The organism is Paraferrimonas sp. SM1919, assembly GCF_010993985.1.
Taxonomy (GTDB): domain Bacteria; phylum Pseudomonadota; class Gammaproteobacteria; order Enterobacterales; family Shewanellaceae; genus SM1919.
Genome location: NZ_WINH01000011.1, coordinates 109,476 through 125,854 on the forward strand (window position 1 = coordinate 109,476; position 16,379 = coordinate 125,854).

Below are 16,379 nucleotides of genomic sequence, written 5' to 3' on the forward strand. Positions count from 1 at the left end.
TGAAGTGACTCTGGCATAAGATGGATTGAAATAAAAATTACTGTTAATGCCATGAATATCTTTAAAAAAATATTGGTTGCTGGTGCCTTTACCAGCAGCCTCATTGCTTGTAGCAACAATCCTTCCGTCGCTGTTGATACCCTCGAATCCGTAATAAGCCAGCACTGGCAAGTCAATCTTAATCACAGCCCATCACTTGCTGCAGCCTTTGGCGATAAAGACGCGAAAGGCAAACTTGATGATGTTTCTGCTGCTGCACTAGAAAGTAAAGTTCAGGCGTATACCATCATTCGTGACAAGCTGATTAAACTCGGTGTGCAAACCGACAATAGTGCTGAAATCAATCGCCAAATCCTGCTTCGTCAAGTGCAAAATGAAATCGATAGCTATTATTTTAATATGCATCAAGTACCGATTATGGCCGAAGGTGGTTTCCACTCTTACTTAGCGGGCATGGGCAGAAGTACTGACATAAAAAACCAGCAAGATTTTGACAATTACCTGAAAAAAATTACCCAAGTAAAACCTTATTTTGAGCAACAAATTGCATGGATGAAGCAAGGTCTAGCCACGGGTAACACATTACCCAAGGCGGTTTTAGCTGGGGTCGAAGATGGCATCAGTATTTTTATTACGGAAGCGCATAAAAGTGTTTATTACAGCCCCCTTAATCGGCTTCCCGACTCGATAGACAAAGCAACACAGGAACAATGGCAAACCCAGACAATTGCAGCCATAAATAGTCATGTTATACCAGCCTATTTAGCCTTTTATGATTTCATGGTGAATGACTATCAGCTTAATGCAAGGGAGTCATTAGCGGCCTATGATTTACCAAATGGTAAAGCCTTTTATCATAATCGTATTAAATTCTACACAACATTAGACCTTACCCCTGATCAGGTTCACCAGATGGGGCTTAAAGAGGTCGCACGCATCCGTAAAGAAATGGAGCAGGTCATTCAACAAACAGGCTTTACAGGCAATTTCAGTGAATTTTTACAGTTTCTTAGAAACGATCCCCAATTTTATCCTAAATCGGCAGCCGAGCTTTTAAAGGAAGCGGCTTTCATTGCTAAAAAAGCTGACGCACAAATGCCCAAATTTTTTGCCAAATTACCAAGGCAAACCTACGGCATCAAGGAAGTTCCAGCTGAACTAGCCCCCAAATACACCACAGGCCGTTATTCGGGCTCTAACCGTGAAGATCGGGCGGGTTATTATTGGGTCAATACTTATGCTTTAGACAAGCGTCCACTTTATGAAATGGAAGCGCTAACCTTGCATGAAGCTGTTCCTGGCCATCACTTACAAATCGCCCTTAACAAAGAGTTAGATAATTTACAAAATTTCCGCCGTTATGGTTATATTTCTGCCTTTGGTGAGGGTTGGGGCTTATATGCTGAATACTTGGGATTAGAGATGGGATTTTATAAAGACCCATACTCCAATTTTGGTCGACTGACCTATGAAATGTGGCGAGCTGCCCGATTAGTGATTGATACCGGAATTCATGCTAAAGGTTGGAGCCGTCAGCAGGCAATTGACTTTATGGCCAAAAACACAGCACTTTCTTTGCATAATGTTACCACTGAAATTGACCGCTATATTTCATGGCCAGGTCAAGCTTTATCATACAAAATTGGCGAGATGACGATTAAGCGCCTTCGTAAACAAGCTGAAGTAGAGTTGGCGGATAAATTCGATATTAGACAATTCCATCAAGTCATCTTAGAGCAAGGTTCTGTGCCATTAAATGTGCTTGAAAAGCAAGTACAGCAATATATAAAAGAGCAACTCGATGACTGATTTATTTCTTGGCTATCAAAACAAGATCTCTGCTCAACAGCTGCAACAATTCCAGCAAGGTCTTATTGAAGGGAACTTTAGCAACTCCATCGGTAAAAGAATTAATTATTGTTATTACCCATTAGCTAATGCTAAAGCTACGGTAGTGATCAGTTCAGGCAGAGTCGAAGGTTATCTTAAATATCTGGAAGTCATTTATGATTTCCACCAGCAAGGCTACCAAGTATTTGCTATCGACCACCTCGGGCAGGGGTTGTCTGAACGTTTACTTGCTGACTCCCATAAAGGACATATTAACGACTTTAACCAATTCACCGATGACTTTAGCTTATGGCTCAATAAAATTGTTCAACCCAAATGCCAAGGAACCTTACTTCTGCTTGGGCATTCTATGGGGGGGGCGATTGCTATCGATTATATGCTTAAATATCCGCAGGATTTTGCTGCTGCCGCACTCTGTGCACCTATGCTTGGAATTAAGCTACCCGCCCCTAAAGCGTTGGTTAAGCTATTATTAGCAGTATTATTAAAACTAGGGCTCAAAAACAAATATATTCTAGGTGGCGGTAAATATGATCCTGAGCCTTTTGCTGGTAATGAGCTAACTGGTGATGCGAAACGTTATCAGTGGTTTAGGGAGCTGTACCTTGAGCATCCCAACATGCAACTGGGCTCGCCCACTAATGGTTGGCTTGATCAGGCTTTTAAAGCTTGCAGCAACAATTTATCCGCTGCGAGTCAGCTGTCTGTGCCGACATTAATTATCCAAGCGGGCGCAGATAATATCGTCGACAATTATTCTCAAAATAGGTTTACCTGCCATGCCCCACACTGCCAATTACTCAAAATTGACAATGCTAAGCATGAATTACTGCTAGAAAGTGATTCGATAAGGAACCCAACTCTTGAAGCGATTTTTAGAGAGTTTCAGAAATACTGCTAGTCTTTAAAAGTGTTAGCATATCGGCAGGCGCCAATGGCCTATAGAATAAATATCCTTGATATAAATCACAGCCATTGGCACTTAGCCATTGTTGTTGATGCCCATATTCAACACCTTCAGCAACGACACTTAAACTCATGTTATGCGCTAAATCTATAATTGACTTCACCAGAATGTTTGGCTTGCTTCCTTGGCCTATTTTTGAAATAAAACTTGAATCGATTTTAAGCTTTTGAATAGGCAGCTGTTGTAGGTAACTTAGGGAACTAAAACCTGTACCAAAATCATCAATAGCTATACTAAATCCTTCTTTGCTAAACTCGGTTAAGCGCTCCACCGAATCTAAACCTGGGCTTAAAACTACGTATTCAGTGAGTTCTAGTTCAATTTGACGGGGTTCGATTTTATATCTATCTAATACCCCCATCAAACTTGCCTTGAAGTCATTCTGACAGAACTGCCTAGCACTCACATTAATCGCGAACACCGGGATATCAATAATGCCGTTATTTTTGAGAGTAGATATATACTGGCAAATTTTCTCTGCTACCCAATGCCCAAGTTGAACGATAAGCTCACTACTTTCAGCAACGGGAATAAACTCTGCTGGCGAAATCCATCCTTTAACTGGATGCTCCCATCTCAGTAACGTTTCAATGGTTTTTATCTGGTTATCATTATCCACAATAGGTTGGAAATGCACTTGGAGCTTATCTTCTGACAACGCTTCTCTGAGCTCGTTTTGTATCCATAAGCTCAGTTTTGCTTTATTTTGCAATTCAGGAGTATACATTGCGAAAGTATCCCTACCTTGCTCCTTAGCTTGAAACATCGCCAGTTCAGCTTGAGAAATGGCAGAGATAGGATCCTCACACCCCCCATGGATCATCGATACCCCTAAACTGACCCTAATATGAAGTTGTTGCTCATTAATAATGAAAGGATGAGAAATTACCTTTTTGATTTCTTCAGCAAAAACAATGGTTCGATGGGTACCATTAATTGCGGACAAGCCTTCAAATAGAATGGCAAACTCATCACCACTTAATCGTGCCAAAAAGGCTCTCTTAGCAAAATGATTTTGCAATCTTCTTGCTAACTGCATTAGCACTTCATCACCTAATTGACGACCTAAACCTTCATTAATAGTTTTAAAGTTATCAACATCAAGCAAAATTAAACCGCTTTGGGTCTTGGTAATTTTAGGCTCTAGGCTTTTCATTCTATCGATTAAAGCTTGCCTATTAGGAAGTTGTGTCAAACTATCGCTAATAGAAGCTTTATTGAGTACTCGGTTAGAGGATACATCATCACTAATATCCGTGTGCGATCCAATCATCCTCATCGGATTGCCCTGTTCATCCCACTGTACTACCGAACCTTTATCTAATACCCAAACAAAATGTCCATCTTTATGACGCAGCCTATGAACATTTTCAAAACTATCAATTTCACCTTTTAGATAGCTATTTAATTCAGATAAAATTGTATCTTTATCATCTGGATGTAATCGACTTTCCCAGGACTGAAAGCTTGATGGCAGTTCATCAGGCATAAAACCTAACATTTCTTTCCATCTATCGGACAGAAAAACTCGACCAGTATTAATTGACCAGTCCCAAACCCCACTAGCGGAGCCATCAATACTGTAAAGCCACCTCTGCTCGCTTTCTTTTAATTTTTTTGAGCAACTCGACAGTTGCATATGCAGTGATGTAATTCGCTTAGCAACCGCATCTACTTCAGAAAAATAAAGTTTACCGTTACCAACCTGCCCTTCTTCTGCCGTCACCAGTGAGCGTAACTGCCTAATAAGCATGAAGTGTAAGCTAAAGAAAAATAGAACAATTAATATTGTGCCTACGATCCCTTTATTAATAAATATCTGCTGGATTTCAATTTGAGCACGATTAAGAGCTAAAGAAATATCATACTCGATGTAAAATAATTCGATGTTTTGTTCAATATTTAATAAATGTTGGTTTAGCGGATAGTAGCCTTGTAAGGTTAGCCTTGATGAGTTAAATAACAGCTGAGAGGAGCCAACTTCTATTTGTTTTTGATGGGTTTTACTCTGATAGCCATCTAATACTTCGGAAGCAGCGTTATTGCGCCAGACATAATGATTAGAGTGCTTAACCACGCCCTGCTTATCTAGCAACACAGCCACCAACACATTAATATCGGAAGTCAAAATTGTAAGTTCATCCGCAACCCGAGAGAACTGCTTTTGTTCCATAGCCAATGAAGATTGCTCAATGAATCTATCTATTTGCTGGTCTGTCAGCATTGACTGACGTTCTATGACCTGCGCCTTAGTGCTCGTCATTTCAAAGTTATACTCTATGAATAGATAACTCCAAAAAAAACACAACACTAAAATAGGTAATGCAACCCCAAGTGACCATTTTTTTCCGAACACAATAACTCTCGTGATGATATAAAAACATCAACATAACCTATTAACTGCCGTTTTTACAGCAAAAAAGAAACCAAAGTCTCAAAAACTTACAACGAAATTCTTTATAATAAGCACATTAATTAATATTGTTAAGAAGCCTTTTATTTCAATGCAGACATTCGACACTATCATCATCGGCGCCGGTGCCGCCGGCTTAATGTGTGCCGCAACTTCCGGCTATCAAGGCTGTTCAGTTTTAGTATTGGATAATGCTAAAAAATCTGGCCGTAAAATTCTCATTAGTGGTGGCGGTAAGTCTAATTTCACCAACACAAAAGTAGAGCCCAATCATTTTGTTTGCAGTAATCCTCATTTTGTTAAATCGGCGCTAGCACGCTATCCATCAACTCAATTTATAGAGCTAGTAGAGCGCCACGGACTGCAATACGAGGAGCGCGACCATGGTCAGTTGTTTTGTTTGAACTCTGCTCAGGATTTATTGAATATTCTATTAACTGAATGCGAATGGGCAGGTTGCGATATTAGATTGCGCCATGAAATTATCGCCATTGAACATACGCCTAACGGCTTTGTAATCAATACCTCTGAAGGTGAATTTTGTGGCTTAAAACTGGTTATCGCTACAGGTGGTTTATCTATGCCAAAACTTGGTGCGACCCCCTTTGGCTATCAAGTTGCCGAGCAATTTGGCCATAGCATCATCGCAACAAGAGCAGGATTAGTCCCTTTCACTTTGCAACCTGATGACAAACAAAATTTTGCCACACTCTCTGGCATTTCGTTACCCGTAACCATTCAAGCACAACGTGGTCCAAGTTTTGATAGAGATCTGTTATTCACCCACCGTGGGTTATCCGGGCCAGCAGTATTACAAATCTCCAATTACTGGGTAGCTGGCGAAGTGGTCACCATTGATCTACTTCCAAACCAAAATGTTATTGAAATACTAAATAGGATTATCCACAAGCAACCAAAACTGAGTACCAAAAATGCTCTGAGCAACCTAATCCCCAAACGACTAGTTGAAGCTTTGATTGATGAGCAAATTCTAGTAACGCCTATCGCACAACTGGGCAAAACCCAATTGCAAGCTATCAATGACAAATTGCATCAGCTTTGTATTAAACCTGGTGGAACCGAAGGTTACCGAACCGCCGAAGTAACCCTTGGTGGTGTTAATACCGATGAAATTTCAAGTAAAAACATGGAAAGTAAGCTCGTACCAGGATTGTTCTTTATTGGAGAAGTGCTTGATGTTACTGGCTGGTTGGGTGGCTTTAATTTCCAATGGGCATGGGCCTCAGGCGTCGCCTGTGGTTTAGCGCAAAAATAAAGGCTTAAGCTGAGTATTCAAAACTGCTCTTTGACTTGAATTCTCAGCTCCCAATTACTGAGTTTAGGATCGTCAGTTATTGGCTTGGCGAAATCTAGATGGACAATATTGTTATTTGAGGCATGGGTCGAATAGGCCCTCAAGCCTATGCCTACACTATTCATAGTGGCTCTTGATTGCTGATATAAATTGCCCCCAAAAGTATTCCCAATATCGTAAAAAGCCACACCAGCAAGTTCAAATAGACGGTAAACATTAATATTTGGATACCATCGACCTTCTATGGTTCCCAAAAGGTAATGATCGCCGTGGCGATACTGAATAGGGTACCCCCTCAAACCATTATCGCCACCCAAGGTTATCGGGGTATCTAAATATTGATTCTGAGATGCCACGCCATCTAATTTGCCATAAACCGAAACGCTTTCGTTGAGCCGATAGAAAACCTCATTGTATAGCCTTGAAGCAATTCGATATTCTCCATTAGGGCGACGTTCCCCATTATTATTAAAGCTAGTTTTCCAGATCAAATCATCAAAAATCTGAGTGGCTTTTTGAAAGCCCAATTCCCAGATAGCACCCTTGCCTGATGCTGCTGTATTTGATGTATCAACACCTAATCTAGCTCGATAATCTAAATTAAAATTAATATCTTCAATACGGTTGATTAAATAAACATTGGTTAATTTTTTATAGCCATCTTGCCGTTTTTGAATTTCTATCCAAGGATATTGAAAATGCCTATTTTGGGGAAGCGTATCTATTATCGGCTCTGAGAAGTAATGCTTATCAATGGTAAATCCAAGCTTTACACGGCGAACTTTACTGACGCCACTAAAACGGCTTAAACGCCAGCCAAACCATAGGTCTCCTTGTTCAATAACATGTCTAAATTCATTAACACTATCGTGACCTGCCAAAATCAAATCTGTTTGAGTGGTATCATGTAGACTAACCCCGGCTCCCCATTCACTATCTAGAGACATGAACGGTCTGAATAAACTCAGATACTTATCGCTACCATCGCTGTTTTTTGACAGAGCAACACTGGCATAGGCATTATTACCTGTAAATAATGGCGCCCGAATCGCTAAAGAATATCCAGTCCTTAAATAATTCTTCTTATAGGCAAATTTACTATAGATTCCATAACCTAAAAAATTACTATCTCTAATACCTATGCTGTAATTATTTTCTCCCCCTGAGCGCCCAAAATTTATCGTTGGCAAAAGTGACCACGTATCCCAAGTTTCCACTTTGACTTGATCATCCTCTGTTTTGGTGACTCTTGCATCTCTTAAATATCTTGAATTCCTTAAATGGCGTTCAATCTCAGCAAGGCCAGCAGCATCATTAGGACAAATATCAAAGCCAGCAAGCTCCTCTTTAATGGCCGCTTGCTTAGTCGTGAGGTGAAGATTGTTGGCAAGTCTATGAAGCCAGATTGTGCCTTCGGCTTCGGTATTGAAAATGTTGTTTTGCTCGAGCAGCACTTGGTCTTCTGTGAGACATGACTCGGCAATAAGGGGAAAGGAAAGTACTGTCAAAAGAATAAATGAAAAACCACTGCTTGTATTCCTCACTATACCCTCTTAGACAAGATGTTAATTATATTTTAAATATAGCGACCTAAATTTAATATTGCATCAATATTTGTCATTGAAAGACAAAAAAGGTGCCAGTAGGCACCTTTTTTATCAATGACTTATAATTAATGCTCGGACTTCGGAGTTCTAGACAAGAGGCTTTTAGCCGCTTCAATAGCAGGCTTACCTTCATACAACACTTGATATATTTGCTCAGTAATTGGCATTTCAACGTCTAATCGTTTCGCCAACACAAATACCTCTTTAGTATTGCGATAGCCTTCTACCACTTGGCCAATATCATCTTGTGCTTGTTGGATTTCATGTCCTTTACCTAACGCTAAACCAAAACGTCTATTGCGAGACTGATTATCCGTACAAGTAAGCACTAAATCCCCTAGACCACTCATACCTATAAAGGTATTACTATTGGCACCAACCGCTTCGCCAAGACGGCACATTTCCGCTAGGCCACGAGTGATTAACGCCGTTCTTGCATTGGCACCAAAACCCAAACCATCTGACATTCCCGCACCAATTGCGATGACATTTTTAACCGCGCCACCCAATTGCAAGCCTATAAAATCATGATTCTGATAAACCCTTAGGCGAGATTCACAACGTAACAGGTCTGCAATTTTGGCTGAATGAAGTTGGTTTTCGGATGCTACGGCAATAGCTGTTGGCAAGCCCGCAGCTAATTCTTTTGCGAAGGTAGGCCCAGATAAAACCGCTAAAGAATAGTCATCACCTAAAATTTCTCGAGCAACTTCTTGCAACAACCGACCGGTTTCAGGCTCAAGGCCTTTAGTGGCCCAAGTAATTTGGGTACCTGCTTGCAGGTGAGGCTTTAATTGAGTCAAAACTTGTGCAAAAACATGACTCGGAACAACCACTAAAATTTCCTTAGTTGAAGCCGCCACTTTTGCTAAATCAGACTCAAGTGACAACGCTTCAGGAAAGGCGATACCAGGTAAAAACCTTTCGTTTGAACCATCTTTAATAAGGGTGTTGATATGCTCTGGGTTGTGCCCCCATAAACAAACCTTATGACCGTTCCGAGCAATCGCAATTGCCAAAGAGGTGCCATAGGAACCGGCACCTAACACAGCAATATCAAAAAAAGACAAAGCTAATACCTTATTGAGCCTGTTCTTCAGCAGCAGCTTGTTGGCTTTGCTGAACGTACTGGGCAAATAATGCATCGAAGTTAACAGGCGCCAAGTTTAGCTGTGGGAATGTTCCACGATTCACTAAGTTAGATACTGTCTCACGTGCATATGGGAATAATACGTTAGGGCAGTATGCGCCTAATGAATGTGCAAGTTGTTGTTCTGTTAAGCCTTCAATAGAGAAGATACCGGCTTGCTGAACTTCAGCTAAGAATGCTGTTTCTTCACCAATAGAGGCTGTAACGGTAAGCGTTAACACAACTTCAAATACATTTTCTGCTAACTTGTTGCTGCGTGTATCTAGGTCAAGTTTAACTTCTGGGTTCCATTCTTTTTGGAAAATAGCCGGGCTATTTGGTGTTTCAAAAGAAATATCTTTGGTGTATACACGTTGGATATTAAATTGTGGGGCTTGTGCTTCGTTGTTTACTGCTTGCTCAGACATGTTAAAACCTTTTTTAATTAATTTTAGTTAGAATAGACGCTTGTTTGCCTACTAATTTTTTTTGCGAACAACTGGCAAATTATTATTTAACCAATCAGTCATGCCACCTTGCAAGTTATAAACACTTTCAAATCCTTGTTGAACCAAAAGATTGGCGCATTGAGTTGATGTCATCCCTGCTGTGCATACCACTATAATGGGTGCAGATTTTTTATTTTCAAGTTTTCCTAACTGATTATTTTTAATATCCGCGACCGGAAGGCTAACAGCTCCAGTGATATGACCTTTTTTGAACTCTTCATTACTGCGTACATCAACAATCGTCGCATCTTGGCGATTAATTAATTGCACAGCTTGTTGATGATTAATTTTTTGTACTTTAGAAGTTATGCCTTTAATTACAGAAACAACCAGTACTAAAAATAAACCAACCCAAGCGATGGACAATACCGGGTTGCGGCCAAGGAAATCCATAAATTCCAACATTGCAGATACCTACTTACTTACTGAAAATGAAAATTTGCGTGAATTATACCTAGCAGTTGATAAAATTTCAGCAAAGAATCATATTAGCCGCTTAAGTTAATAACATTTTTACATTTAAACTGTTTAAATTGGATAGTAATATAGTAACCAGTTTATTTTTTATTTGGTAATTACCCATGAGCGACAAGCAAACACTTGCATTGGTCATCCTTGATGGCTGGGGTCATAGAGAAGACGCCCCTGATAATGCTATTTCTCTAGCAAACACTCCAACTCTCGATAAGCTTTGGAATGAATCAACAAGCATGCTCATCTCTGCATCGGGTGGCCATGTAGGCTTGCCTGATGGCCAGATGGGTAACTCTGAAGTTGGCCATATAAACATCGGTTCAGGTCGAACGGTCTATCAAGAACTGACTCGCATTGGTAAAGCCATTAAAGATGGCGATTTTAATAACAACGTTGCACTGGTTAACGCCATTGACGCGGCTAATGCTAAGGGTAAAGCCGTTCACTTAATGGGCTTGTTGTCCGCCGGTGGCGTACATTCCCATGAAGACCATATTGTCGCGGCCATCAAACTGTGCCACCAAAAAGGCGCTAAAGTCTACCTGCACGCTTTTTTAGACGGTCGAGATACGCCTCCTCGTAGTGCTGAAGGTTCCTTAAGCAAGATTGAAGCGTTATTTAGCGAACTTGGCTGTGGCCATATTGCTTCTGTTGTTGGGCGTTACTTCGCCATGGACCGAGATAACCGCTGGGAGCGCGTTGAAGCAGCCTACGATGTGATCACTCTAGGCCAAAGTGAATACCATTACGACACCGCAGTTGCCGCTTTGAACGCTGCCTATGATCGTGATGAAAATGATGAGTTTGTCGCGGCCTCTTCCATTGTTAACAAAGTAAAAATGGAAGATGGTGATAGTGTCATTTTTTGCAACTTCCGCGCTGATCGCGCTCGCCAGTTAACGCGCTGCTTTACCGAAGCTAACTTTGAAGGCTTCAACCGTAAAGTCATGCCACAGCTAAGTGACTTTGTCATGATGACAGAGTATGCCGCAGACATTAACGCCAGCTGTGCTTTTCCTTCGGTAGACCTCGTAAACACATTAGGCGAGACCTTACAAAATCTAGGCAAGACCCAGCTACGTATTTCTGAAACTGAAAAGTACGCCCATGTCACATTCTTTTTTAATGGTGGTAAAGAGCTTCCTTTTGAAGGTGAAGATCGTGAGTTGATCCCTTCCCCTGATGTTGCCACCTATGATCTGCAGCCAGAAATGAACTCTGAACTGCTAACTGACAAACTGGTTAGCGCTATCGATTCTGGCAAGTATGATGTCATTATTTGTAACTATCCTAACGGTGATATGGTTGGACACACGGGTAACCTTGAAGCTGCCATTAAGGCGTGTGAAGCGGTAGATCGCTCGATTGCTAGGGTAATAGAAGCCTTAAACAACAATCATGGTGAGTGCTTAATAACTGCAGACCATGGTAATGCTGAACAAATGAAAAATGAACAGACGGGTCAAGCACATACAGCACATACCAGTGAGCCTGTGCCATTCATTTATTACGGTAGGCAAGCGACAGCAGCTGCAAGTGGCTGTCTAAGCGATATTGCACCAACCATCTTAGCGCTGAAGGGATACCCTATTCCTGCAGAGATGACTGGCAAGCCATTAATGACTGTTAATTAATGCGACTTAGTTTATTAGTAGTAGGTTTGTGTGCCGGCTTAATTGCCGGCACAGCCAACGGTAGCGATAACGCTGATCTGAAACAGAGACAGCTAGAACTTGAGCAAATTAAGCTACAGATTGCTAAACAACAAGCCAGTATTAGTAATAGAAGACAACAGCATAAAAAATTGCTCGCGCTGTTAAAAAAGGACGAAAAAGCAGTTGCAAGAGTTGCTAAGAAGCTCAGTCAAAGCAAAGATGAGCTTACACAAATAAAAAAAGCGATAGAGGTCACTCGCAAGGAAATACTTCAGCTTGAAGACCAGATGAGTATTCAGCAGCAGCAACTTATCAGCTCGATACGGTCTGCTTATAAAATAGGCTCTCACAGCTTTTTACAACTTCTGCTTGAACAGCAACAAGTATCCCAAGCCGAACGCTTTAGCGTTTACTATCAAGCCTTAAGCCAAGCACGCAGTGAAGCCATTGATAAGCTCCAAGAAACTGAAAATACGTTGTACCAACGCCAACAGCAGCAATCGATCCAGCAAGCCAAATTACAAAATTTAGTGGCTGCTAACTTAGAGCAAAGTCAGCAACTTAAACTGCAAAAGTCTCAACGTGAAAAAACCTTAAAACAGCTGCAATCTAATATCAGCAGCTCAACCCTAGGTTTAGAACAACTTGAAGTAGAACAAGCTAGCTTGCAAAAACTGATAACTGACAGCTTGCAACGGCCCACCCATTTTTCTGGATTAGCAAAATCCGCAGGCAAACTATCCTGGCCCGTATCTGGAAATCATACTAATAGCTTTGGAAGTAAACGTAGCGCTCAAGTAAAGTGGAAAGGCATCAATATCAGCGCCAAAGAAGGCACTCCGGTCAAAGTCATTGCTGATGGTGTTATCATTTTTTCTGATTGGATGAATAACTTCGGCATGATGACGGTTGTCGATCATGGTGAAGGCTATATGAGCTTATATGCCCATGCTCAAGCACTCCTAGGTCAAACCGGTGCTCGCGTCAAAAAAGGCGATACCATCGCTCTTGTTGGAAATTCAGGTGGGAAATCAAAAGCTGGCCTATACTTTGAATTACGACATAAAGGGCAAGCGGTTAATCCTAGCAAGTATTGTAAATAGGTACCGTTTGCTCTTCAAATTCTGGAGAGCTCATGGTGACTATTATCCGTTATCTATGTGCCATATTAATAGGATTTAGCCTTGGTATTACAGTTACACACTCAAGCCAAGATAGTAAATTTACGGATGATGAGGCACCATTTTCAATACTTAATGATGTATTAAATTCCGTTAGTCAATTCTATGTTGATGATGTCGATATCGCACAACTAGAAATGGCTGCCGTTGAAGGCATCCTAACTTCACTTGACCCATATTCAGACTACCTTAACAAGGATGACCTTGCCGTATTTTACGACAACAGCAAAGGCCAATACTTTGGTTATGGTATCGAAGTTTCAATAAAAAATGATTTGCTTACCATTATTACTCCCTTAGCAAACTCACCGGCTGCTGCCGCAGGAATTCAGGCCGGAGACGTAATTAAGAAAATCAATAACAATCCTGTGACTCTTGCCGAAGTAGATAAGTTGTTACTTTCAATTAAACAATCAAGTAATGATGGCTTGCCAATTGAGCTTGAAATTTACCGAGACAACCAGAGTCTACTTAAAAGGTTGTTACCAGCTAACATCATGGTCGCTTCGGTCACATCGACCACCGTGACCGAAGACACACAACTCATTAAGCTGCACAATTTTAATGAGGACACTAGCCAGCAGTTCGAAGCAGCACTTGAACAACTACCAATAACCAATAAAAACATAATCTTAGATCTAAGAAACAATCCTGGAGGATTGCTAAGAGAAGCTATCTCGATTGCTGATATGTTTATTACTGAAGGAACTATTGTCAAAACATCTGGTAGGTTTAAATATGCAAATCGTGAATACATAGCGCAAAAAAATAAAGTGCAACATCAACAACAACTGATTGTTCTGATCAACAAAGGATCGGCTTCTGCAGCAGAGGTACTCGCAGCAGCATTGCAAGAAAATGGCAGGGCTAAGCTAATTGGGCAAACGTCGTTTGGCAAGGGTACTGTCCAATCGGTTTTACCTAGCCAACCTGCTGGCACCGCACTTAAACTGACGACAGCTCGTTATTACACACCTAATAAAAATGATATTCATGATGTTGGTATTACTCCAGACATCATTGTTGATCCTGCTAGCAAGATGGAGAACAGGTCTTTAGCAACTAAAATAACTGATCCTGTTATTGATATGATGCTTATTGAAGATAAAAGCTTATTCAAGGCTCTTGAAATTTTAAATCAACAATCAAACTTAATTGCTGTAAACAATTAACTGGTTAAGCGCTCTAGTTCTGTTATAAGGGCTAGAGCTTCTGTTGAACTATCGCCACACACATCTTTACCCGCTTTAAATTGACCGCACAATGCCGGCCTTTCTGGCTTACCGAACAACTTGCACAGGTTATTGTCATCCAACTGGATGCATCGTTCCCCTGCTTTTTTACCATTTGGCATACCCGGAATGGGCAAGTTTATTGAAGGTGCAATACAACATGCACCACAGCCTAGTCTACAATCCATAAGCCCATGTATAATGTCAGAAATGATAGCGACAATTAAAACATTTAATTAAAGAGTTATAAACATGCGATTAATGGTAAAACCTATTTCTGAGATCGATGCCCGTTTAGAAGCCGATTTAGCCAAGATTTGTGCAGATATCCCTGAATGGTTAGCGCCACAATTGGCAGCTGTAACCGATGGATACTTATTTACCTCTACCTTTAACGACCGCCACATCGCCTCTTGCCATGTAAATTTAGAACAACGATCATTGATCATTGAGCATCTCATAGTAGGTGAGATTAACAGAAACCGCGGCATTGGCCATGATTTACTGCGCCAAGTAATTAAACACTTTAAGACCCCAACGCAGCTGACATTTAATAATGATTTAAAAGTACCAAGTACCTTTAGAAAAGTATTAGTAAGCTGTGGTTATGAACCACAGGTAGACGGCAGTTGGATGCTTAGTAGCTAGCTGACGATTCTATCACCATGACTTGGAGGCGTGGAGGTAACAATAAACCTTACCTCGGCCTCTGAGTCATTTCTCGCCTGATGGGATTTACCAGCTGCTACTAGTAATCCCTCCCCCTCAGCCAACTGATAAATTTCACCATCAAGTTCAAAGGATAACACTCCTTCAAGTACATAGAAGAATTGCTGGGCGTATTGGTGATAATGGCGTTGCTCAACAGCCCCAGCTGGCATTCGCTCTTCAATAACACTCAACTGCTCATTCGCTACTAAATGCCAGCCATCACAATTGTCACCCCAAAGGTAATATTCTCCGTTTTGTTTACTGCTTATCAAAACTAATCCTCATCATTTACTCTTGACACTGACTGGTAGTCTAAAAAAACACCAAAAATACAAACCTCGATATTATAAGGTCAATGTAAATTCAATAACTTAGGAAATAAATTCTGTAAAATATACAGCGGATAAACTGGGAAGTATACGGTAATTCAATATGTGAATAGGTAATCAGGAGTGAAATAACTCATAAATAGAAAAGGGTACCGATAGCTATGGCTATCAAGGTACCCTAGAATGCCTTATATGCGGCATTGATACGCTAATGCGTGAAGGTCAATCTGTAAAAACTCTTATCACTTAATCGCCACTCCTTCCGCAAATTTAATCTAAACCTTAGGATCAGTCTAAGCACAACTGAAGATAAGCCCTTAATGCATTCAGCATGCATTGTTGGCTAGTGTTGCATTACTTTTAGTAGTAATAACAAAAAGCTATTAAGAAAAACTAGCCTTAACTTTACAGTAGAGAGTCAGCTACAGAAGCCTGACCTAATAAAGATAGCCCTATATGGTAATTTCTGCAATGTTTGAGAATAGTTTATTTAACCTTCCTAAGTTTAAAATGGTGCATATTAAAAAAGCCCCAACCGAAAGGTTGGGGCTTGTTTCTGCTGTTTGACTTCACTTTTCAAAGTGAAAACAAAGAGTAAAGCCTGGCGACCGCTTCGCATCCAAAGGTGCCCAGCCAAAATCATAGATTTTGTCGTTCAGACCTGAAATCGCTTCGCCATTTACGGGCGGTCTTCACCTACGCCCGCCATGGATGGCGATCGTTACGATTATGCAGGATGCAATCATCGGCCTATCAATATTCCCCATGTGAGGGTCATCGCCATTACGGGTTTAAATACGAAAAAAGCCCTCTGCGTTAGCAGAGGGCTTTATTCTTAATTTAAAGCCTGGCGATGACCTACTCTCACATGGGGAGACCCCACACTACCATCGGCGCAATTTCGTTTCACTTCTGAGTTCGGAATGGAGTCAGGTGGGTCCAAAATGCTATGGTCGCCAAGCATAATTTGTTATTAACTCGCTGTTTTAGCGCGTTAATCTAATCT

Annotated in this window: 14 protein-coding genes and 1 rRNA gene; 7 read left to right on the forward strand and 8 right to left on the reverse strand. The window is 40.9% G+C overall.

The window, feature by feature from the left end:
• Window positions 1-51: 51 nt before the first annotated feature.
• Both GFB48_RS08620 and GFB48_RS08625 read left to right on the forward strand, forming a co-directional pair.
• Entirely contained in the window at window positions 52-1,809 is a 1,758-nt protein-coding gene (locus tag GFB48_RS08620) for a DUF885 family protein (protein ID WP_163934003.1), read from the forward strand.
• Window positions 1,802-2,752, forward strand: a complete 951-nt coding sequence (locus GFB48_RS08625) for an alpha/beta fold hydrolase (RefSeq protein WP_163934004.1) — start codon at window positions 1,802-1,804, stop codon at window positions 2,750-2,752. The genes GFB48_RS08620 and GFB48_RS08625 overlap by 8 nt, the downstream gene beginning before the upstream one ends.
• On the opposite strand, the gene GFB48_RS08630 is transcribed toward GFB48_RS08625, so the two are convergent.
• Window positions 2,727-5,174: a bifunctional diguanylate cyclase/phosphodiesterase gene (locus GFB48_RS08630; protein ID WP_163934006.1), complete on the reverse strand. Its 2,448-nt coding sequence runs from the start codon at window positions 5,172-5,174 to the stop codon at window positions 2,727-2,729. The genes GFB48_RS08625 and GFB48_RS08630 overlap by 26 nt on opposite strands.
• A gap of 148 nt (window positions 5,175-5,322) precedes the next feature.
• On the opposite strand from GFB48_RS08630, the gene GFB48_RS08635 reads away from it, so the two are divergent.
• A complete protein-coding gene (locus GFB48_RS08635; protein WP_163934008.1) occupies window positions 5,323-6,507 on the forward strand; it encodes an NAD(P)/FAD-dependent oxidoreductase in 1,185 nt (394 codons plus the stop codon).
• A gap of 17 nt (window positions 6,508-6,524) precedes the next feature.
• Here GFB48_RS08635 and GFB48_RS08640 read toward each other — a convergent pair whose 3' ends face one another.
• The 4 genes from GFB48_RS08640 to GFB48_RS08655 all read right to left on the reverse strand — a co-directional run bounded on the left by GFB48_RS08640 (window position 6,525) and on the right by GFB48_RS08655 (window position 10,196).
• Window positions 6,525-8,090, reverse strand: coding sequence for a hypothetical protein (locus GFB48_RS08640; RefSeq protein ID WP_163934010.1), 1,566 nt, complete (start codon window positions 8,088-8,090; stop codon window positions 6,525-6,527).
• A 128-nt stretch (window positions 8,091-8,218) separates the two neighbouring features.
• Window positions 8,219-9,223 (reverse strand): NAD(P)H-dependent glycerol-3-phosphate dehydrogenase, encoded by a 1,005-nt coding sequence (gene gpsA / locus GFB48_RS08645; RefSeq protein WP_240464846.1) that lies wholly within the window; start codon window positions 9,221-9,223, stop codon window positions 8,219-8,221.
• Between the two features lie 10 nt (window positions 9,224-9,233).
• Window positions 9,234-9,710, reverse strand: a complete 477-nt coding sequence (secB, locus tag GFB48_RS08650) for a protein-export chaperone SecB (protein ID WP_163934015.1) — start codon at window positions 9,708-9,710, stop codon at window positions 9,234-9,236.
• A gap of 51 nt (window positions 9,711-9,761) precedes the next feature.
• Window positions 9,762-10,196 carry a rhodanese-like domain-containing protein gene (locus tag GFB48_RS08655; RefSeq protein WP_163934017.1) on the reverse strand — a complete coding sequence of 145 codons (435 nt, stop codon included), beginning with the start codon at window positions 10,194-10,196 and terminating at the stop codon, window positions 9,762-9,764.
• A 176-nt stretch (window positions 10,197-10,372) separates the two neighbouring features.
• Here GFB48_RS08655 and gpmI point away from each other — a divergent pair, with 176 nt between their 5' ends.
• Genes gpmI through GFB48_RS08670 form a run of 3 tightly spaced genes read left to right on the forward strand, consistent with a single transcriptional unit; the run spans window position 10,373 to window position 14,273 of the window.
• A complete protein-coding gene (gene gpmI, locus GFB48_RS08660; protein ID WP_163934019.1) occupies window positions 10,373-11,899 on the forward strand; it encodes a 2,3-bisphosphoglycerate-independent phosphoglycerate mutase in 1,527 nt (508 codons plus the stop codon).
• Window positions 11,899-13,023: a murein hydrolase activator EnvC gene (locus GFB48_RS08665; RefSeq protein ID WP_163934022.1), complete on the forward strand. Its 1,125-nt coding sequence runs from the start codon at window positions 11,899-11,901 to the stop codon at window positions 13,021-13,023. The genes gpmI and GFB48_RS08665 overlap by 1 nt, the downstream gene beginning before the upstream one ends.
• Window positions 13,024-13,055: 32 nt before the next feature.
• Window positions 13,056-14,273 (forward strand): S41 family peptidase, encoded by a 1,218-nt coding sequence (locus tag GFB48_RS08670; protein WP_163934024.1) that lies wholly within the window; start codon window positions 13,056-13,058, stop codon window positions 14,271-14,273.
• Here the strand turns inward: GFB48_RS08670 and GFB48_RS08675 are convergent.
• Window positions 14,270-14,521, reverse strand: coding sequence for a YkgJ family cysteine cluster protein (locus GFB48_RS08675; protein WP_163934027.1), 252 nt, complete (start codon window positions 14,519-14,521; stop codon window positions 14,270-14,272). The genes GFB48_RS08670 and GFB48_RS08675 overlap by 4 nt on opposite strands.
• A gap of 64 nt (window positions 14,522-14,585) precedes the next feature.
• Between GFB48_RS08675 and GFB48_RS08680 the strand changes: the two genes are divergently transcribed.
• Window positions 14,586-14,981 (forward strand): acetyl-CoA sensor PanZ family protein, encoded by a 396-nt coding sequence (locus GFB48_RS08680; protein ID WP_163934029.1) that lies wholly within the window; start codon window positions 14,586-14,588, stop codon window positions 14,979-14,981.
• Here the strand turns inward: GFB48_RS08680 and GFB48_RS08685 are convergent.
• Window positions 14,978-15,316, reverse strand: a complete 339-nt coding sequence (locus GFB48_RS08685; protein ID WP_163934032.1) for a cupin domain-containing protein — start codon at window positions 15,314-15,316, stop codon at window positions 14,978-14,980. The two genes, GFB48_RS08680 and GFB48_RS08685, sit on opposite strands and share 4 nt — an antisense overlap.
• 902 nt (window positions 15,317-16,218) lie before the next feature.
• A 5S ribosomal RNA gene (rrf, locus tag GFB48_RS08690) occupies window positions 16,219-16,334 on the reverse strand.
• Window positions 16,335-16,379: the final 45 nt, after the last annotated feature.